Source organism: Colwellia aquaemaris (assembly GCF_057548755.1).
Genome location: NZ_BAAJLV010000003.1, coordinates 43,201 through 64,732, shown reverse-complemented (window position 1 = coordinate 64,732; position 21,532 = coordinate 43,201). Strand labels below are relative to the sequence as shown.

At 37.0% G+C, this 21,532-nt stretch carries 13 protein-coding genes; 5 read left to right on the top strand and 8 right to left on the bottom strand.

The annotated features are described in order from the left end of the window. Positions 1-148: 148 nt before the first annotated feature. From nhaB to AC27HL_RS09795, 3 genes are all read left to right on the top strand, one after another. Positions 149-1,738 (top strand): sodium/proton antiporter NhaB, encoded by a 1,590-nt coding sequence (nhaB, locus tag AC27HL_RS09805; protein WP_487080806.1) that lies wholly within the window; start codon positions 149-151, stop codon positions 1,736-1,738. Between the two features lie 121 nt (positions 1,739-1,859). After that, the gene (dsbB, locus tag AC27HL_RS09800; RefSeq protein ID WP_487080805.1) at positions 1,860-2,378 is read left to right on the top strand and encodes a disulfide bond formation protein DsbB; all 519 of its coding nucleotides are present in this window, start codon (positions 1,860-1,862) and stop codon (positions 2,376-2,378) included. Between the two features lie 144 nt (positions 2,379-2,522). After that, positions 2,523-4,298 carry an MFS transporter gene (locus tag AC27HL_RS09795; protein WP_487080804.1) on the top strand — a complete coding sequence of 592 codons (1,776 nt, stop codon included), beginning with the start codon at positions 2,523-2,525 and terminating at the stop codon, positions 4,296-4,298. A 71-nt stretch (positions 4,299-4,369) separates the two neighbouring features. On the opposite strand, the gene AC27HL_RS09790 is transcribed toward AC27HL_RS09795, so the two are convergent. From AC27HL_RS09790 to psrA, 3 genes are all read right to left on the bottom strand, one after another. Continuing rightward, complete coding sequence (locus AC27HL_RS09790) at positions 4,370-5,746, bottom strand: SLC13 family permease (RefSeq protein WP_487080803.1); 1,377 nt, start codon at positions 5,744-5,746, stop codon at positions 4,370-4,372. A 46-nt stretch (positions 5,747-5,792) separates the two neighbouring features. Further along, entirely contained in the window at positions 5,793-6,812 is a 1,020-nt protein-coding gene (nagZ, locus tag AC27HL_RS09785; RefSeq protein WP_487080802.1) for a beta-N-acetylhexosaminidase, read from the bottom strand. A gap of 88 nt (positions 6,813-6,900) precedes the next feature. Continuing rightward, positions 6,901-7,536 carry a TetR family transcriptional repressor PsrA gene (psrA, locus tag AC27HL_RS09780; RefSeq protein WP_487080801.1) on the bottom strand — a complete coding sequence of 212 codons (636 nt, stop codon included), beginning with the start codon at positions 7,534-7,536 and terminating at the stop codon, positions 6,901-6,903. Between the two features lie 741 nt (positions 7,537-8,277). On the opposite strand from psrA, the gene AC27HL_RS09775 reads away from it, so the two are divergent. After that, the gene (locus AC27HL_RS09775; protein WP_487080800.1) at positions 8,278-10,122 is read left to right on the top strand and encodes a M2 family metallopeptidase; all 1,845 of its coding nucleotides are present in this window, start codon (positions 8,278-8,280) and stop codon (positions 10,120-10,122) included. A 111-nt stretch (positions 10,123-10,233) separates the two neighbouring features. On the opposite strand, the gene AC27HL_RS09770 is transcribed toward AC27HL_RS09775, so the two are convergent. From AC27HL_RS09770 to AC27HL_RS09750, 5 genes are all read right to left on the bottom strand, one after another. Then, positions 10,234-11,703 (bottom strand): hypothetical protein, encoded by a 1,470-nt coding sequence (locus AC27HL_RS09770; protein ID WP_487080799.1) that lies wholly within the window; start codon positions 11,701-11,703, stop codon positions 10,234-10,236. 165 nt (positions 11,704-11,868) lie between these two features. Further along, positions 11,869-12,948, bottom strand: a complete 1,080-nt coding sequence (locus tag AC27HL_RS09765; protein ID WP_487080798.1) for a GGDEF domain-containing protein — start codon at positions 12,946-12,948, stop codon at positions 11,869-11,871. 8 nt (positions 12,949-12,956) lie between these two features. Next, positions 12,957-13,973, bottom strand: coding sequence for an HD-GYP domain-containing protein (locus AC27HL_RS09760; protein WP_487080797.1), 1,017 nt, complete (start codon positions 13,971-13,973; stop codon positions 12,957-12,959). Positions 13,974-13,982: 9 nt separating this feature from the next. Beyond that, on the bottom strand, positions 13,983-19,031 hold the full coding sequence (locus AC27HL_RS09755) for a response regulator (RefSeq protein ID WP_487080796.1): 5,049 nt from the start codon (positions 19,029-19,031) through the stop codon (positions 13,983-13,985). A gap of 58 nt (positions 19,032-19,089) precedes the next feature. Then, complete coding sequence (locus AC27HL_RS09750; RefSeq protein WP_487080795.1) at positions 19,090-19,824, bottom strand: substrate-binding periplasmic protein; 735 nt, start codon at positions 19,822-19,824, stop codon at positions 19,090-19,092. A gap of 481 nt (positions 19,825-20,305) precedes the next feature. On the opposite strand from AC27HL_RS09750, the gene AC27HL_RS09745 reads away from it, so the two are divergent. Next, entirely contained in the window at positions 20,306-21,529 is a 1,224-nt protein-coding gene (locus AC27HL_RS09745; RefSeq protein ID WP_487080794.1) for a hypothetical protein, read from the top strand. Positions 21,530-21,532 lie beyond the last annotated feature (3 nt).

The following is a 21,532-nucleotide window of genomic DNA, read 5'->3' as shown; positions in this document are numbered from 1 at the left end:
CAAATCAATCACATGAGCAATATATGACTTATTTACAATATATATAATTACGCTTAAACTTCCCACAGTCATAAATTTATATAAAAATCATTCAATAGATTAAACCCAAACACTATTCCTAGCTCTTATTTTTTTTAAAAGGTTCACTATGCAGCAATCATTTATGAGTGCGTTCTATAAAAACTTTCTTGGTAATTCACCAGAATGGTACAAACTCGCAATACTGTCATTTTTAGTTATCAACCCCATTTTATTTTTTCTTGTAGACCCCTATGTTGCTGGCTGGGCATTGGTTATTGAATTTATATTTACTTTAGCAATGGCATTAAAATGTTATCCGTTGCAACCCGGTGGTTTACTTGCCATTGAAGCCGTTGCCATAGGTATGACGACACCAGGACAAGTTATGCATGAAATGGTGCTCAACTTTGAAGTTATTTTATTACTAATCTTCATGGTTGCTGGTATTTATTTTATGAAGAACTTACTGCTATTTTTGTTTACTAAAATAGTGACAAAAATTCGCTCTAAAATGTTGGTTTCGTTATTATTTTGTTTTTCAGGTGCCCTTTTATCAGCATTCTTAGACGCATTAACTGTTATTGCTGTAATTATTAGTGTTGCGATTGGTTTCTACTCTGTGTACCACAAAGTAGCGTCAGGAAAAGATAATAATCACAGCCATGATCACACCAGTGATCATGAACTAGCTGAATATTCGCGTACTGATTTAGAACAGTTTCGCGGTTATTTACGTAACTTATTAATGCATGCAGGTGTAGGTACGGCGTTAGGTGGTGTTTGTACAATTGTTGGTGAACCACAAAACTTGGTTATTGGCCAACAGGCAGGATGGAATTTTGCTGAGTTTGCGATTCGCATGTCACCGGTAACCATCCCTGTATTTATTTCGGGTATGCTTACTTGTTTATTTTTAGAAAAAGTAAAATGGTTTGGCTACGGTGCTGCCATGCCTGAAAACGTTTATAAAATTCTAAACGACTTTGATATTGCAGAAAGCAAAAAACGTAACCGTCGTGATAACGTTAAATTGATCATGCAAGGTGTTATTGCGGTATGGTTAATTATAGGTTTAGCGTTACATTTAGCGCCTGTTGGTATGATTGGTTTATCTGTTATTATTTTAGCTACTACCTTTACTGGTGTAACGGAAGAGCATCAAATTGGCCATGCTTTTGAAGAAGCTTTACCTTTCACTGCTTTACTTGCTGTTTTCTTTGCTGTTGTTGCGGTAATCGTTGACCAGCAGTTATTTACACCTGTTATTACATGGGTATTAACCTTTGAAGGTAACATGCAGCTTGTTATGTTCTACTTAGCTAATGGCTTGTTATCTATGGTTAGTGATAACGTGTTCGTTGGTACGGTTTACATAACTGAAATTACGAAAGCTTTGGCTGCTGGCCAAATATCACGTGATCAATTTGATTTATTAGCTGTAGCAATTAATACAGGTACTAACCTACCAAGTGTTGCAACGCCAAATGGTCAAGCTGCGTTCTTATTCTTATTAACGTCGGCATTAGCACCGTTAATTCGTTTGTCATACGGTCGCATGGTGATTATGGCATTACCATATACTGTTGTGTTAACCATTGTTGGCTTAATCGCTATTTCATCAGGCCATTTAGTTGATACAACACAGTCATACTATGACTCAAACTTGATTCAACATCATAGTACTAAACCAGCAACAGAAGCACCTGGTGGACACTAAGCTATAAAGTTGTAAGCAGATATAAAAACTAACAAAAGCGCCCTTGTGGCGCTTTTTGTTTATTGATAGCATGCGTTGCAGATATTAATAATAATAACACTTCAGTCATAGGTAGTATTTCGTGAATTTCTTAAGTCAATTATCGCTAAATCAACGTGCATGGCAGTTATTAGCTGTTAGTGCATTGTGCTTTGAATTATGTGCACTGTATTTTCAATATGTAATGGGGCTTGAGCCTTGCATTATGTGTATTTATCAACGAACCGCAATTTGGGGTGTATTTTTTGCTGGTGTTATAGGCGCATTAGGCTGTCAATTTGTATTAGCTCGTATACTCGCATATGGACTTTGGGCAACTGGCGCGATATGGGGATTACTTATTGCCTTAGAGCATGTAGAAATGCAGTCAACAACCATGTCATTCCTATTTAGTTGTGAGTTTATCCCTAACTTCCCATCTTGGGCACCACTACATGAATGGCTACCTGCTTTATTTGAAGCAACGGGAGATTGTGGTGATATTAAATGGCAGTTTTTTGGCTTCACTATGCCACAAGTTATGGTAGCAATATTTGCCGTGTACAGTGTTGCATTTGCCGCAGTGCTACTTGCACGCTTGCAAAAAGAAAAGATGTTTTAATAACTACCAATTACAAGCAAGCCACATGCATATTGGCTCGCTTTAGCAAATAAACTATAGCTTAAGCAAATCAGGAATATTTGATTTGCTTATTTTTTTACCATGACTTAAATTGTATACAGTATACTTGCAGTGTAGGTAAATATGGAAAATACGGCTAATAACAATAATAAACGAACACCATTTAATTCAACTTTTTACATTGCCAACACCATGGAGATATTCGAACGCTTGGCATGGTATGGCTTCTTCACTTTGTCTTCGCTATATATGACGAGCCCAAGTACCCAAGGTGGCTTAGGATTTAGCGACCAAGAGCGCGGTTTTTTACAAGGAATGATCCCCTTTCTTTTATATCTATTTCCTGTATTTACTGGTGCACTCGCTGACCGATATGGCTATAAAAAGATGTTCATATTGTCGTTCATTATTATGACCCCTTCTTATTATTTACTTGGGCAAGTTACCGAGTTTTGGTCATTTTGCATGGTGTTTTTAGCGGTTGCTATAGGGGCTGCGTGCTTTAAACCTATTGTGGTGGGCACTGTAGGCCGCGTAACCGACAATTCAAACCGAGGTTTAGGCTTTGGTATTTTCTATACCATGGTAAATATTGGTGGCTTTTTAGGGCCATTAATAGCGGGATACGTTCGAGTAATAGGCTGGGATATGGTGTTTATTATGTCATCACTTTGGATAGCAATTAACTTTATCCCTGCAATATTTTTCTATCAAGAGCCAACTACAAAAGAAAGCTCAAAGTCGATTAAAACCGTATTTTCAGAAGTTCAAGAAGTACTTGGCAATGGCCGCTTAGCGTTACTCGTAGTGCCGTTAATTATTTTACTAATGGTTAGTGCAAAAGGCGTTTTTAGTTTTAATACCTGCCTGATAATTATTGCCACTTGGTTAGCCATTAACGTCATTTGGGACAAATTATTAAAACGAGCCGAAGCTGCAAAAAACAAATATTCCTCTGCTTGGTACTGCTCGCCAATAAAATTAGGCAATAAGCCCTTTATCGTTTATTTACTTATTTTAACTGGCTTTTGGGCAATGTATTTGCAACTTTTTATTACTACCCCTTTATATATTCGTGACTTTATAAATACGCAAGATTTGGTCGTATTTTTGCGTAACAATATGCCTTCATGGCTACCATTTCTTGCAGCAGTGAATCTTGAACAACTCACCGAATTTATCAGGGCTAAAACAATACTGAGTGATAGCATAAACCAAAGCGACTTACAGCAGCTTTACTTTGAATTAGTCAACTACAAAGTAATGGTACCTATCGACGAAATTCAACGAGCATTTAGCCTTATTCAACAAAATAAAATTAGTACTTTGGATATTGCAAAACAATGGGCAGAAAATTATCGCCAAATTAACCCCGAGTATATTATTAATTTAGATTTTGGTGTGATTGTATTCTGCCAGTTATTTATAAGTAACTTATGCGCTAAATATAAGGCCTTGCCAGTGATTGTTGTAGGAACATTAGTTGTAGCATTTGGTTTACTTTTAGGCGGACTAGCACATGGTTTATTGCTTGGCGGCACGGTTATGGTAACAGCCATAATTGTTTTTGCATTTGGAGAAATGATTGCTTCCCCTAAAAGTCAGGAATATGTTGCCGCAATTGCACCAAAAGAAAATACCGCTATGTACATGGGCTATTATTTTGTTTCAATGGCGCTAGGTAACTTATTTGCTGGGTTACTTTCTGGTTGGAGCTACGGTTACTTTGCTAAAGAGTTAAATAGCCCGATGTTAATGTGGCTAATGTTCGCCACTATTGGTGTTATTAGCGCTATTGTTTTGGTTATTTTTAAAATTAAATGGTTACCAAAATGGCAACAAGCGCATAATAACAATAGCCAACAGCAAAACCACAAAGAAAATCTTGCCATCGGTTAAATAGCTAACGCAGAAACAGCAAAGCGACAATAAATGTCGCTTTGCTAATTAACTATGATTGCCGTGTTGGTTTAAAGCAAAAAGCAATAACAAACAATTCCAACCAAACAAGCGACAATAAAGCTTAGTATTGCCCCTTCCTTAACCATTTCTTTAATTTCTATTTCGCCAGTACCATAAGCTATTGCGTTAGGCGCTGTGGCAACCGGTAACATAAATGCACAGCTTGCGCATATCGCCGCAGGGATCATAAGTACTTTAGGATCATAACCCGATGCAATTGCTGCTGCGGCTAGTATAGGCATCAATAAGGTTGCTGTTGCGGTATTACTAGTAATTTCAGTAAGGTAGGTAACCACTAAACAAATTGTAATTATCATTAGAATAACCGGTAAATTTGAAAATGATGACAACCATTCACCTAATAAGCCGCTTAAACCAGAAGCGACAAAACCTTTAGCTAATGCAATACCACCGGCAAATAACAATAACATTCCCCACGGAATCGTTTTAGCACTTTCCCAGTCAAGTAAGCGCGAACCTTTACCATTAGGCACAAGAAACATTATCACAACAGCGAATAATGCTACTGTACTGTCACCTGCTATATTAATGTCTAGCGCTCCGCTCCAGCCACCAAAAGGTTCTTTTCGCGTTATCCATGCAAGCGCGGTTAAGCCGAAAACCCAAAGTGTTCGTTTTTCTTCCACCCGCCATGCGCCTAATGTCGGTAAATGTAATTCCTGCTCAAGTTTTACATTACGTGTTAACCAAAACGCGATCAGTGGTATTGCAAGTAAAACTACAGGAACACCAATTTTCATCCATTGTAGAAAACCAAATTCAGTTCCGGTTTGCTCTTCATATATGCCCATAAATATGACATTAGGCGGTGTGCCAATCGGCGTACCCACACCACCAACACTTGCGGCATATGCTATGCCTAAGATAAGGGCCACTTTTAAGTTTTGATTGTCTATATGTTTTAAAATAGCCAGCGCTATCGGCAACATAATCAAGGTTGTAGCGGTATTTGATATCCACATACTTAAAAATGCACTCGCCAGCATAAAACCAAACACCATACGTCGACCACTATTTACCCCAACTAGCCTCACCATGTAAACAGCCAAACGTTCATGTGCACCACTTTTTTCAATGGCTTTAGAAAGCATAAATGCCCCCATCAGCAATAAAATTACATGACTACCTAGCGCAGATGAAACGGTTTTATGATCAACAATGCCAAATAAAGGCAATAAGGCAAATGGAACCAAAGATGTTGCCGGAATCGGAATAGCTTCGCTCACCCACCAAATAACAGTAAGTAAGGTGATAGCTGCCGCAGCTGCTGGCTTACTTTCTAAGCCGATTGTTTGTAAAAAAAAGTAAAATACTAGTGCAAGTATTGGCGCCAGCGGAATAAATAACTGTTTAGATAACTTCATACATTCGTCCGTTGTTATTATTTTTAAAAAGAACTTTTACTTCAACTTACTGGAAACTGCTCAGTAATTTATTAGCATTTTGCCATAAGGTACTTTGGTTAAGTCTTGCCCAACTCTCAGTGTTGTGATTATTTTTTAGTAGCTTAGTTAAGCGGGCATTACTTTCTTGGCTCGTCTTTATGTTTGCACCATCAAGTACTTCTATACATCCTTGGCGATTATTACAAAGTAACAACATATCACAACCGGCATTTTGCGCCGCTTCCGCACGCTCAATATAGCCACCTGCACTGCTCGCGCCTTCCATAGATAAATCATCACTAAAAATAACGCCATTAAAGCCTAATTGTTCACGTAAGATATTTTGCAGCCAATAACGAGAAAAACCAACTGCTTGACTGTCAACATCAGGAAAAATAACATGTGCTGGCATTAACGCGTCCAATTTTTTCTTGGCGATTAGGTGCTTAAAAGGTAATAGATCTTGTTGAAATATTTCCGTTCGCTGCCGGTTATCAATAGGTAAATCGATATGCGAATCCGCTTTAACACTGCCATGTCCGGGAAAATGTTTACCTGTAGCTTTCATACCTACTCGGTGCAGCCCAGCAATAAACGCTTGCGCTAGCTCGCTAACATAGCTAGCTTCAGGGTGAAAACTTCTATCACCTATAACATCGCTAATGTTGTTAATATCAAGCACAGGGGCAAAACTAATATCAATACCAACCGCTTGCACTTCCAATGCCATTAGAATCGCACTTTGCTCAGCCAAATTTTTTGCTCGTGTTAAGTTTTCACCTGACATTTGCCAAAGCGTCCCCATAGCTGGGATACGGGAAAAACCCTCACGAAACCTTTGTACTCGCCCACCTTCATGATCGACAGCGATTAACAAAGATTTATCTGCCGCCGCCCTAATTTGTGCACTTAGATCTGAGATTTGTTCAGGAGATTGGTAATTGCGAGTAAAGAAAATAAGCCCACCAACAAGTGGGTGTTTTAAAATTTCTTTATCTTCTTGTGAAAGTGATGTGCCTTGCACATCAATCATGACTGGACCCATAACAGCACTACAATAATTAAAAGTGCTGCTACTCTACATAATTCAAGCCTACAAACAAAGTAGCATATCTAAATTATGATAAGGTTTTTTAAACTTCCCTTTTTATTGGCATAGGTGCACCAACGCCAGCGGCAACATACGGAATAACATTACTAATAACGTCTGATATTTGTAAGTTTTTCTCAAAATCACTTTTAGCAATATCAATTAAAGCATCACTTGAAGACATAGTGAATACTACAGTGCCCATGGTAAAGTGCAGACGCCAGAACATTTCTTCTGCGGTTAATTCCGGATAGGCCTTTTGTACAGCTAAGACAAAATTATCAATGACACCTGGGTATTGTGTTGTTAAAAACCAGCGCAAAAAGCCCTGACTATCGGTATAACCTCGTCCTAATAATTGTAAAAAGTTGCTAGTACCATTATTTTTAAAATCATTAAGTGATAACAAGGGGTCGATAAAAGCTGAAAAAACCTCAACTAGTGTAGGCTTGTCGCCGTCGCAAACCTGAATTAAAGCACTTTCTAAGCGTGGTGATAATTCATTCATATAGCGAGACATGACCGCTTTGATTAATTCTTTCTTTGAGCCAAAGTGATAATTTACAGCCGCTAAATTAACTTCTGCTTGGCTAGTAATTTCCCGTAAAGAGGTGCCATTGAAACCTTTATCGGCAAACAAGTTCTCTGCTGCATCTAATATTTTATTCTTTGTACTCATAAATATATCACGCCGTGTCGGGAGTTTTTATCAAATTAATACGCTCAGTTTAAACAAGCGTTTAAAATAACGCAACTATCCCTTTTAGTTTTATCTATTACAAACTTTTACGTAATAAGCACAGTAAAAAACAACAACTATGGCTATTATTATTGCAACTTTTAAACACCATTGTTTGACAGTGATTTTGTTATACTCTCCCTAGTATATTTTTAGCTCAACTACCTTGGTTGAGCTTTTTTTTTGCCTAAAATTTAATATCTGCGACTTAATCGAGCCATAAACTAATTACAAATTATTACGCAAATAGCACAGTAAAAAACAGCAACTATGGCTATTATTATTGCAACTTTTAAACACCATTGTTTGACAGTGATTTTGTTATACTCTCCCTAGTATATTTTTAGCTCAACTACCTTAGTTGAGCTTTTTTTTGCCTAAAATTTAATATTTCAACTCGATTACAAACTGTTACAGAATCAACACAGTTAAAAACAGGCACAAGCAGTAAGATGAGTTTGCTTTTCATAAGGAGACATTTGAAAAGTAGATTTCATACTTTCCCTAGTATATTTTATATAGCGGCTCAGCCCCCCTTTCGCTGAGCTTTTTTTTATCCAAAATTCAGTCAATCATCCTAATTTACAGCGATTCAACGTAATAATGTTGATAACCTCACTCGCTCGCTCTAATATAGCTACGAGCCGATTTTTACGTTAACTAAAACAATAACGGGTAATTATGAAACCGACATTTAAACTAACCACAGCAGCTATTTTAGTTGCTGCAAGCTTAAGTGCTTGTAACGGTGATAACAAAGTACCAAACGACACTGGGGCAGCTAAAACAGTAAGCCAAACGCTAACGGCTAAAGATGTTGAAAAATTTTTAGCGGACACTGAAAAAGAACTTGTGCAGTTAAACCTTGAAGGTAGCCGAGCGGCCTGGATTAATGCCAACTTCATTACCGAAGATACCTCAGCATTAGCGGCTGAAGCCGATCAAAAATCAACAGAAGCCGGCGTTCGCTTCGCCATGGCAGCAGCCAAGTTCGATGATGTAGAAGTCAGTGCAGATCAACGTCGTAAACTTAATATCTTAAAGCAAAGTTTAGTAATGCCAGCACCGCAAGATTCAGCAAAATCAGCTGAATTAGCAAAAATTGGTGCAGAGCTAGGTAGTATGTATGGTAAAGGTAAATATACTACTAAAGCGGGCGAAACCTTAAGCCTGGGCCAAATGACGGCTAAAATGGCAAGTTCTCGTGATTACGATGAGTTACTAGAAATGTGGCAAGGCTGGAGAACCATCAGCCCAGAGATGAAGCCACTATATGTTCGTCAAGCAGAGCTTGGCAACGAAGGCGCACAAGGCTTAGGTTACTCTGACTTAGGTGCAATGTGGCGTTCAAATTATGACATGCCTGCCGATGAATTTGCCAAAGAGTTAGACCGTTTATGGGGCCAAGTAAAACCTCTTTATGATGACTTACACTGTTATGTACGTTCTGAATTAGCTGAAACTTACGGCGAAGATAAAGTACCGCAAGACAAGCCTATTCCTGCCCACTTACTTGGCAACATGTGGGCACAATCTTGGGGTAATATTTACGATTTAGTTGCACCTGAAAATGCCGATCCTGGTTATGATGTAACTAAACAGCTTGCTGCCAATAGTTATGATGAAATTAAAATGGTTAAAGGCGCAGAAACCTTCTTTACCTCATTAGGTTTTGAGGCATTGCCTGAAACTTTTTGGCAACGTTCATTATTTACCAAGCCGGCTGATCGCGACGTTGTATGTCATGCGTCGGCATGGGACTTAGATGCCAAAGACGATATTCGCATTAAAATGTGTATTCAAAAAACCGGTGAAGAATTTAATGTTATTCATCACGAATTAGGGCATAACTTCTATCAGCGTGCCTATAAAAATCAGCCTGTTTATTACCAAAACAGTGCTAATGATGGTTTCCATGAAGCCATTGGCGATACCATAGCGTTATCAGTTACGCCTAAATATCTAAAAGAAATTGGCTTAATTGATACCATTCCTGATGAGTCAAAAGATATTGGCTTATTAATGAAAATGGCGCTAGAAAAAATTGCCTTTATTCCCTTTGGTTTAATGGTTGACCAATGGCGTTGGAAAGTTTATTCAGGTGAAGTTACTCCTGAAAACTACAACACAGCATGGTGGGAATTACGTGAGAAATATCAAGGTGTAACAGCACCAATTGCTCGTGATGCAGATGCATTTGATCCTGGTGCGAAGTACCATGTGCCTGGCGGCGTTCCTTATTCTCGTTATTTCTTAGCCCATATTCAGCAATTTGAATTCCATAAAGCGTTATGTGAAATTTCTGGAAATACAGATCCAATTCACCGCTGTTCGATTTATAACAGCAAAGAAGCTGGCACAGCTCTTAACAACATGTTAGAGATGGGTTCAAGCAAACCATGGCAAGAAGCATACAAAGTACTAACAGGCAGCGAACAAATGGATGCGACTGCTGTATTAGATTACTTTGCGCCGTTACACACTTGGTTGAAAGCGAAAAACCAAGGTAAGCAATGTGGCTTTTAAGCATTAACTTATAAAAGTAACTGACATTAAAAAGCCCTTAAACAATGATGTTTAAGGGCTTTTATTTTTCCAGGCTAAAACGTAATTCAACGTTTTAATTGCTTTTCAATTTTAACGTTCCGACATAAGCTCTTGTCTAATTAACTCAAGTGGTTGAGTCAATTTTTTTTGTGCTTTTAATTTATCTGCACCACCAGCTAGCATTGAGTTAGCGGTAATACTTTTAGCGGTAATACTTGAAATACTAGATAAGCCAATTGCACTCATACTCATTCTGAAACTTACTAGATCGGCATTAGCCCATTTTTCTTGAGAAAAGTCTTGTAACTTTCTATCGACCTTGCTTCTTAAAAAATCATCGTAACTAGAAATTCCGTCATAGCCTCGTGCTCCAACGCCCATACTTAAATTTTCAACTCGAGCAGATAAATCGCTATCAGAAATAAATTCGCTTAGATCAATATTTTCAATTTTAGGCACATTTCCAGAAGTCGGTGCATACATATACCAGTCAAGAATTTCACCACTAGGATTTGAGCCAATCAAACTAACCGTCATATAATCAAACATGCCGCTATTAGGCAAACTATAACTACCAGTATCGCTAACTAAAATACTAAGAAGCTCAGTATAATCCATGCTCACCCTTGGTAAATCAAATGTTTGATTGATGTTCGATGTTTTAGTACTTGCTGCGGTAAGCATGTAAGCACTATCAACGTCAGGTATATAATCCAAATGTTCAAAGTTGTATGCATCTATTGAATAAAATTCAATTTGGTCTACCGGATAGGAATAAACACTATCTGATTCTCTAAATGCAAAACTTCTTAAGTAGTAGTCGTCACCGATAAAAGCAGCAACTTGGCGGGTTGAATCTGCTGATATAATATTAACGGGAGTTCCTTGTATTACAGCTTCAGCAGAATCTTTCTCGCTAATGCTTGGGAATAAAGCAGCAAAAGATTCATTTGGACTATTAAAATCAATATGGGAAGTTATTAAAGGCATTTCACCACCAACTTTAGCACATTGCTCGACGTCAAAAGCTGTTGAGAACCCTCTTTGATTAGAAACAGACGGTTGATTAACTTGGCCATCAAACTCCGCATTACCAATATCGGAAGCTCTTGAAGGAACATTTACGGTTAAATTGGCTTGTTGACAATTACATGCACTTTTATCACTTGTTCTATAAATAATTTTTCCCATGTCAATAACAGGTTGATTAATATAAGTTGTTAATGCAATAGGCTTAATACCATCTACTTGTAATGCTCCACGCATAACAAGAGAAACGGTTTCCGTCGCATTATCTGACGAATAACTCATTTCACCTGCCGAATTAGCCTTAATGACCTGCTTATTAGAATAATCACTATTATGGATTAACAATGCTGAATCTGTCGCATTAGTTTCATTACCACAGGCATCCACATACACAGCTTTGACCGTTATTCCAGGTTTTGGTGCAGGTGTATTACCATTCGATGATTGATTACTTGAGCTTGATGAACCACCAGAGCCACCACATGCAGTGAGCACTAACATAATAGAAGTGGTGATAATGTTACGATGCATATTTAATCCTTTATTTAGTTATTACAGCTAGTTAGATTCCTTAAATTGGCACCATAATAACAAACCTAATAAATGGATTAAAACAACTTTGTACATATCAACAAATTTATTTTAAGTCGGTATTGGAATAATAAAACCAAGCTAGAAGTATTTATTAGGTACAAACTAGCTAGCAATTTGGTTTCTGCCAGCCTGTTTCGCTTTATATAAAGCCGTATCAGCATTTTTATAAAGTGTTTTAGCGTCACCGTCAGATGTGGCATTTAAAGTGGCAATTCCTATACTTAACGTCACAATATCTGCTACTGTTGAATTTGGATGTGAAATTGCACCTTGGCTAATTTTCGAATTCAATTTAGTTGCAAATTCACGGCATTGTTCTAGATTAGTGCTAGGAAGAATAACCGCAAATTCCTCACCGCCAATTCTGGCTAATACATCAGAACTGCGCTGCAGGCACGCCTTAAGTAATACTGAGATGTCAATTAAACACTTATCTCCAGCTGGATGACCTAAAGCGTCATTATAATTTTTAAAAAAATCAATATCTAAAATCATTAATGACACCGGCTGAGTTAAACGTTTATGCATGCTAATGGCATAGGCTAATTTATCATCAAATACCCGCCGATTATTGAGCCCAGTCAATGGGTCTGTATTTTTGAGCTTAATAAGCTCCTCGTTTAAATTGGTTATTTGTTTATGGGATGCCCTAAGCTCGCGATTAAAGTGTAATGTGGTATATATCATAGCTAGCAAAAATAACGGGTATTTTCCAATAGAAACAAATAGGTCTAGCCCTTCAATATCACGGATAAATATTTTTATATAACTGTCGGCAATGATCAAAGGTAGCGTGCTAATCACCAGTAAAAAGGTATTTGCGCTAAAGCAAATTAATGTTGAAAAAAATCCAATAAGTAGTATTTTTTCTGATGCCGACTCTACGCCCCAAAGCTGATAAACCAGCGCAGACATTAAAAGCCAATTTAACGCTGATAAGGTGATACCACCGTGTAAATAGCTTGTGTTAATTGTCTTGTTATGATTCCATAATTGCTGAGTAAAATAAGCGGAGCTCAATAAATACGCCAAAATATTAATTAGATATACCAGCGAGTTAAACTGTTTATTAATAATGATATGGTAGGCTACAATGCCTTGTACTATGGTAATGGCAGCCCATAACCAACGATATGAATGTGTTTCATTTTGATATTCAATCTTAAATAATTTACTAAGCATTTCAGCCCTTAGTCCACAATTGTTTCAAACACTTTACGAAACTGGTTTTGAACTTGAACAAAGGCTTGGCAAATTCTGGGATCAAAATGACTGCCTGAATTTGACAATATAAACTCACTTGCTTCGTCAAACGTCCAAGCTTTTTTATACACGCGTTTACAAGTTAAAGCGTCAAAAACATCTGCAACGGCAACAATTCGACCTGACAACGGAATATTCTCTCCCTGTAAGCCATATGGATAGCCACTACCGTCCCACTTCTCATGATGATAAAGCGCAACTTCTCGAGCCAATGAGAGTATTTCTGATTTATCAGCACCTAAAATTTGTGCGCCAATTAACGGGTGATTTTTCATAATATTCCACTCGTTAGTGTCTAATTTCCCAGGCTTTAACAATACGTCGTCTGGAATTCCTATTTTCCCAACATCATGCATAGGGGCTGCTAAATAAAGCAAATTCACCCAATGTTTATTATCAGAAAGATAATCGGCAAGAATACGAGAATACTCACTCATTCTCATAACGTGCTTGCCCGTTTCATTATCTTTATATTCAGCTGCTCGGCCTAAACACTGAAGAATTTCCAACTGAGTCTCTTGCAGTTTTTTTGTTCGTTCTTCTACCAAGTGTTCTAAATGTTTCTGTTGGTTCAATAGCAACATTTGCGTTTTCACACGCGCTTTTACAATATCAGGCTGTATTGGTTTGCTAATATAGTCTACAGCACCTAATGTTAGCCCTTGCTGCTCATCGGCCGCAGATGATTTGGCTGTAATAAAAATAATCGGAATATGCTGAGTTAAAACATCTGATTTTAAAACCTGACAAACTTGGTAACCATCCATTTCAGGCATCATAATATCGAGCAAAATGATAGATATGTCATGATTTTTCTTCGCTATTTCAATTGCTTTTCGACCATTAAGCGCTACCTTTATGCGATAGTCGTCCTGCAAAACTCCTTTTAAGACATCGATATTCGTTGGCGTATCATCCACAACCAGTACTGTTGGCTTATCCATAACTTTCTCCTAAGCGTTTTCTATACGCCCTCTTATCAGCGTGATCACTTGTGCAGCTTCATCAAACTCATAAGTATTTACATTATCTATTAGTTGCTTAATTAAGCCATTTACTTGGCTATCGGCATACTCTACATTGAGCTTCTCTAATATTTCCAAGGCCCCCGTGTCGTCTTCCAACACAAACGCTTCTAATTCATCTAAATACGATTCAAGCTCACTTAAGGGCAGCAAGTTGATTGTTTTTACTTCATTTTTATCAATGGCCTGCATAGCTGAACTTATTTCAAAAATAGCTTGAGAAATGTCATTGCATATCGCTGCTATGCGTTCATAATTTCCTGGCCCGTGATTAAGCTCTGTTTCCAATTTCGCAGCGTTATGAAAAATTATTTCAGCACCAATATTTCCTGCTACCCCCTTTAAAGTGTGCGCTTTTAACTTACAATCTTCAAAAGATTGTTTATGCCACAGGGATAAAAATAAAGACGAAAATTCTGATTCGTTAACGATAAACTTTCGTATGAGTTTGATATATAGTTTTTCATCTCCTTGGCATGTTGCCAGACCTTTTGAAATATTTAGTACAGGCGTTTGGATATTCGATAGTAAAGATCTACTTTGATTTGGTAATGGCTCAACAGTATTTGCTAGATCATTTTTATCAGCAGGTTGTAATTCTTGACGGTCACTATAGCCTTTGTTAACAGAGGGTTTTATCCATTTAGCCATTTTCGTAAACATATCTTTGATGTCGATCGGTTTAGCTATATGATCATTCATGCCACTTATTATTGCTTTTTCTTTATCACCAACTAATGCATTGGCGGTCATCGCAAGAATCGGCGTGCTAGTATTTTTGCCGAATTTCCTTATTTTTTTAGTTGCTTGGTAGCCATCCATTATTGGCATTTGACAATCCATCAAAATCCCATCAAACAATATTTCTTGTGCCAACATTACAGCTTCTTTACCGTGTTCCGCAGTTGTCACTGAAATGGCTCGACTGGTTAATATTTCTTGCGCTAACTCAAGATTAATTTCATTATCTTCCACCAATAAAATATGAGCACCTCGTAAACAGCTGATGGCGTCACTTATCATATCGTCAGTCCTATCCGGTGTTAGATTTACATTTGGGCGATAGCCCATAGCAAATTCAATACCTTTTATTAACGTGGAATAAGTTATAGGTTTGCTTAAATAGGCCTGAATTAAGTTCTTGTCGTAAGCTTCTGATTTTTCTTGAGCATCTTCCCAGCTAAACGCCGTCACTAAAATAAACTTAGGAAGGTCTAACTGCGGAGCTTGCTGTTGATAAAGCGCTCTTGCTTGTTTGATAAAGTCAACACCATCAAGCTCTGGCATACACCAATCACTTAACACGATATCAAACGAGTGTTGACCTGTATTGATAATATCAAATGCTTGATGCGCACTTTGCGCTGGTACCACTTGTAAACCAAGTGAAGTTAACATTGTTGATAGTATCTCAAGTGCGGTTTTATTATCATCGACGACTAACACTGACTTAACGTTTGCAGCGTTCAATGTTTTAAGGTCGTGTAATTTTTCATTCGTTTTTTTCAATGAAACTTGAAACGAGAAAGTTGTGCCTTTGTCAGGCTCGCTTTCTACCCAAATAGCACCATCCATTAATGAAACTAAATTTTTACAAATAACCAACCCTAAACCTGTACCACCGTATTGTCTGGTTGTTGATGAGTCAGCCTGATTAAACGATTGAAATAATTGGCTCATTTGCTGTTCATTCATACCAATTCCAGTATCTGACACATCAAACTGCAATTGCACGTCATGGCTAGATTCAGCCACAAGTTTGGCTGAAATTAGAATCTCCCCTTTATGAGTAAACTTAATGGCATTATTGCATAAGTTTAATAATATCTGGCTTAGCCTTAACGAATCACCAATGACTGACAGCGGTAGCTCAGGTGCTAATGAAAAAATGATCTCCAAGCCTTTTTCATCTGCTTTTACGCCAATAACATTTGCTAATTCAGCTAGCATGTCATCAATTTTAAATTTACGCTCTTCCATTTTCAGCTTACCGGCCTCAATTTTAGAGAAATCTAATATGTCATTTATAATGCCTAACAAAGACTGTGCGGAATGGCTAACCTTTTGAATATAATTGCGCTGTTTATGATCCAAATTTGTTTGTAATGCCAAGTGAGACATACCAATAATGGCATTCATCGGGGTTCTAATTTCATGGCTCATATTTGCTAAAAACTCACTTTTTGCTTGTGATGCTTGCTCGGCATCTATTTTCGCTTGCTTCAGCTCGTTTTGCATTTTAAGTCTGTTGGTTATGTCACTAAAAACAATCACACAGCCTTTAATTACGTCGTTGTTAACAATGGCACGACTGGTATACTCTACCGGTATTTGACCACCATTTTGGTGATAAAAAAGTTCTTTATCTGAATTAAAAACACCGCCTAGAGTAATCGTTTTATAAAACAAATGTTCTTGTTTGAGAACATATTGACTATTGCCACTAACAACTAAAGACAAAACATTAATGGCAGTTAAATCTTGTTCTTGATACCCCAATATTTCAAGAGCACTGTCATTAACAAACAGCAATTTGCCATTAGTATCAACACCAAATAAACCTTGCCCAACAGAGGATAGAATTGACCGCCCTTGCTCTTCTAGCGTGACTAATTTTTTAGTGCGCTCGCTAACAATATGTTCTAGTTCAATTTTTGAGGTTTCTAAACTATCTTTTGCCTGATGCAAACTTTCATTCGCTTTGCGGCCAAGCTTCAGCGTTAATAAAATAGAGGGTACAGCAAATGACATAACAATAAGTACTAGTAAGACAATACTTCTTCTGAGTAATTGAAATGAGCGATAAGCCTCATCGGCCTCAATTTCAATGACTAAGCCATAGTTATAATTAGCATTCCAAAAGTATAAAGACAGGATATCGGTACCATTTTCACGACGATATTCTGTTACCTGTGAAGAAAACTTAGTTTTCTCATAATTGTTATTATCAGCCAATTCAAGAAATGGACGGTCTTGATAAAAGCCATCATCGAGTTGCGTAGCTAAAGACTCAAACTCCTTTTCTTTAACCGAATCAACAATGGCTTGGCTAACTAAGTAATTCCCTTGCCAATTAGTAGCGTACAAATAGCCGGTTTTGCCATAAGGAATGGCATAAACTTGCTCAAGAAATAAGTCTTCAGCATTAATTTCGTCGAGCATAATCGCTATAATTCGATGTTGCTTATCTATAATAGGCTCAAGCGCAAACACACAGCTAAATTTCGCGTTATCAAGGTCACTACACAGATTACTTGGAAAAAACACGCGATTACCTTTGATCGCTTCAGCAACGTACAGAGGATGGTTTTTTAGCAACTTAGTGGCGACTTGATTATTTTCACCTAACAATACTTGACCATTAATGGCAATTAAACTTCGCTTGTTGGCACTTGAGAAGCGAGAGTACTTTTCCCAAGACTTCCTAATATTTTCAGCGGCCTTATGTTTAACCACTTCATTGTCAGCCTTGACAAATAGCGAGATATCATCAATAACAGCGGTTTCATTTAGTTCATAATTCAACGTGCCAATATACAAGGCAAGCGTATCAGAAATTTTATCTTCGGCTAGCTCTAGCGTTCTTTGCATGCCTTGACGAACATTGCTTTTAACCTCTTCTTTGTATTGCTCTAATATCATCCAACTGGCAACAATAACAAATGTGGCAAACAATGCGATCACTAACAACATGACTTTTTCAAACCCTTGCGAACCAAAAATTAGTATGGCGCGGTCTGAATGTACGGCTTTATTAAGTACATAAGCGATTATAAATAGTACAACTAACAAAGCTGCCAATAAAATAATGGTTGAAGAAAACCTATGAATAAAGTCTTTCGTTTTGAAGTCTTGAGGTGCTTCCTTAGCTGATAACAAATACTTGGCAACAATCGCTTTTAAATTAATATCTTGGTTAGTTGATTGTAACTTAGTCAATATCGAACTTAATTCAGGTAAGCTTTTATGTGTTAAAAAATAAATATCCTGTGCTTGCATTTCATTGACTGGAATACTTTTCAATCCCGTCAGGGCATTTTTTTCTTGCGCACGCGATACAAATAATTGCGCATCTAATAATGCCGACACTTCATTGTTAATTAACAAAGTGAGCGATTCCATCAGATTGTTCGTGGTTACCACCTTAACTTGCGGGTATTGTTCTTGAATAAGTTTTTCTGATAAGTAGCCTTTTACTATGGCTAACTTTTTGCCGTTTAAATCCTCAATGCCACGTATATTGTTATTATTTTCATTAATATAGAGAAAATCTCTAATTTTCATTATTGGCTGGCTATAGTAACCAAGCTGCTCTCGACTACTGTGATAATACACGCCGGAAACAACATCAAGCTGGCCTAAACGTAATTTATCTAATAACTCGGCAAAGTTACCAACTACGTACTCAATCTCAATTGATGTTGGTGCAATTAGTTGCTGGAGATAATCAATACTTATCCCCGTAAGTACGCCATTTTCTTTGAATGAAAGAGGCTCAATATTTTCAACACCAATTCTGATAACACGTCGACTATCGAGCAACTTTCTTTCTACAGGGTTGAAAAATATATTATTAGCACTGGTTAGTACTTCATTTGAAAATAATTCAATTGTGGCAATATGCTGCCCTTCATAAATAATGTCTTGTTGATATTTCTTAAAATTAAGTAAAGGTGCTGGTATAGTGCGATTAAATATACGTTTATCATTATCAAAATAGTAACTAAAAACTATCTCGCCTAATTCAAGCTCTTTAATTTGTATTGCTTTAATATTTTGATTATTAATTATTAAATGCTCTAGGCTAGCTTTTAACGCCTCGTTATCTAATTTATAAACATGAACTTTGCTAATGTTTGCCAATAAAGATGTTAGTTCTGACATTGAACGGGTTTCCGCCGCATGGCTAAGTGGCGGTAAAATCATTAACGTAGCAACTACGTATTTTATCCAATTAATAAAGCTAAAATTAAACATTGTCAGTTGCTCTTTTCATAATACCGGAAATATAACTACCTTGGTGGAAGTCGGGCTTTTAGTGAGGTCGGATACCGTACTTTTTAAACAAGTGTTGCAATTCGCCACTGGACTTCATGTCGTTAATTGCTTTATTAATTTTGGGCAACAAATAGCGCCGGCTATTGCCAATACGAAGACTAAGTTGATGTTCGGCTTTGGCAGGAAACATTGCATAATTTTTATCGTTAAAACTATGATAATAATCAAGAATAGCATTTGGAATTAGAGCAACATCACAACGTTTTCTTTTTAACATTTCAAGCAGATGAAGATCACTATTTACACGCACATCAACGTCTGCTTTTTTCATATTTTCCTCGACGTTAAAGCCAAGAACAACGCAAGGCACAGCATCTTGTGGGGTATTGCTCCAATGTTGGAATTTTTGTTTATTGCTTGCTGACACAACCCAAGATTCACGCGACAACATAAAAGGTACTGAATAGCTTGTAACATCAACTTCATTTTTTTCTTGTCGCCATGATGGGTCTGTGCCCATTTCAACATCTAAACTCCCTGATATCATCATTCTTCGAAGACGCGCTTGTGGGTAATAGTGATAGGTAAATTCAATTTTTGTTTTGCGCTCTATTATCGACAATATATCTTTATACAAACCGGTTTTTTCGCTTTCTTCAGCAAAAAAATACGGTGCTCTGCCCCCTTCAATCATGCCTACTTTGAGAGTTTCGTTTGCTTTGACATACAAGGGTAATAAAAAAATAAAGCTAAACCAGTAAAATACCTTCAATTCTATATTCCTTTAATCATTTGGGTATGGCCTGACACATCTAAGTTTAGACATAAAAATTAACTTTATATGGATATTCTGACAACTTAATGTATATACGCTACGTTCGCTCAATTACCGTAAACCATAATTTTCAACAGATTGATAAACATAACAAATTTGTTTTTATAAATCAGCAGAACAATTACATTTTATGTTATTTATCGCCAGTATTAATGTTTCAATTTGTTAATATTATGCTGTTACGACAATCTTAGTATAGGGTGTTACGTATAAATCAAAACAAGTTCACATTTTACTTTCAAAAATATCACCAGCTATTAACAAAAAACACACTCCTGTCGTTTAACATTTAAATTAGAGCACATAAAAGTTGGCTAAAAGGCAATAATATCAGTGGCTTTAAAGTAAAATCCCTTTTACACTACAGCATTATTTTCAGCAACTATTGTACACCTGTAGAAATTAAGGACTTTTCTAGATGGACAGTAAAATAATTAATATTCAAACCATCTCTCCTATTTATATTCCCATTGCGCTAAAAACAGGTACAGATCGCGCTAGTGAAAACTACCAAAACTTTATCACTCAGTTGGTGACAGAACACGATACAGTGCAACTGACAGAACAAGTAAAAAGCAATAATGAATATGAAGCGATAGATAAAGACAGTTGGGAACATCGACTTTTTATTTGGCAAAATGAAGAAATAGCACCGCACTTAACCATTCATGTATTCCCAAATAATATCGGTATCGTTGTTATTAATCATAAGTGTGACAATAACAACGATGTCAAAATGCTTGAGTCAGAAGCTCAAATTCAAGCTAAAATGCTAATAAATAAGGTTTATAAAAACTTTACTGACGATATATCTACGATTTGTAACGAACCAACGTGCGACTATTTCAAGTTATTAAAACCAGATAATAATAAGACAAAAATTTTTTGGGTATCACGTGCGCTATTAATTAACTCAGCCAGTTTAAGCTGTTCAAATAGCCAACAATTAATTACACAATGGCTCGCTCATACTTATCGACCAGAAGATGCTAAAGATATCATCTCAGGCCAATTGAATTACTCATTGTCTTGGCTTAATTATGTTGTTATTGACGCGAAAGCATCTAACGATGATCGCTTAGAGGCGATGATTCTAGCCCAGTATTATTATACCGCACAAGAGCACTGCAACATGCAACTTAAACAAGCCATTGACAGTGCCTATAACGGCAATAAAAGTAATAATGGCCAAGAGAAATTAGCAAGAAGCCGTGTTAATACCCGTATGCATCAAATCGACTATCACGAACATTTAAAGTACTTAACTCGCAACAAACGGCAAATATTAGAACAAATTCTTTCCTGCTGGAACTTCGAACAGCTAACCACCAATGGTCAACGTATGATTGAAATCTGCTCCAGTAAATTAGAGGAAACTGAAAACGCCAAACGGGAGCGAAGTTCATTGCTAACAGATTTACTGTTAGTTGCCTTGAGCTTTTTTACAGTTTTTGAGTTATCACTATATTTAACCGAACTAAGCCGTGAAATGATGTCACGACCAACGTTAGATTTTAATGATGATAGTCGTTCGTTTATGCTGCAATTTATCGCTGACATTGATACTGACGTAATGTTTGGCTCAGGATTCTTTTTAACCTTATTGCTAGTTTTTCTCTATAAATTCATTAAATCTAGGTAATTA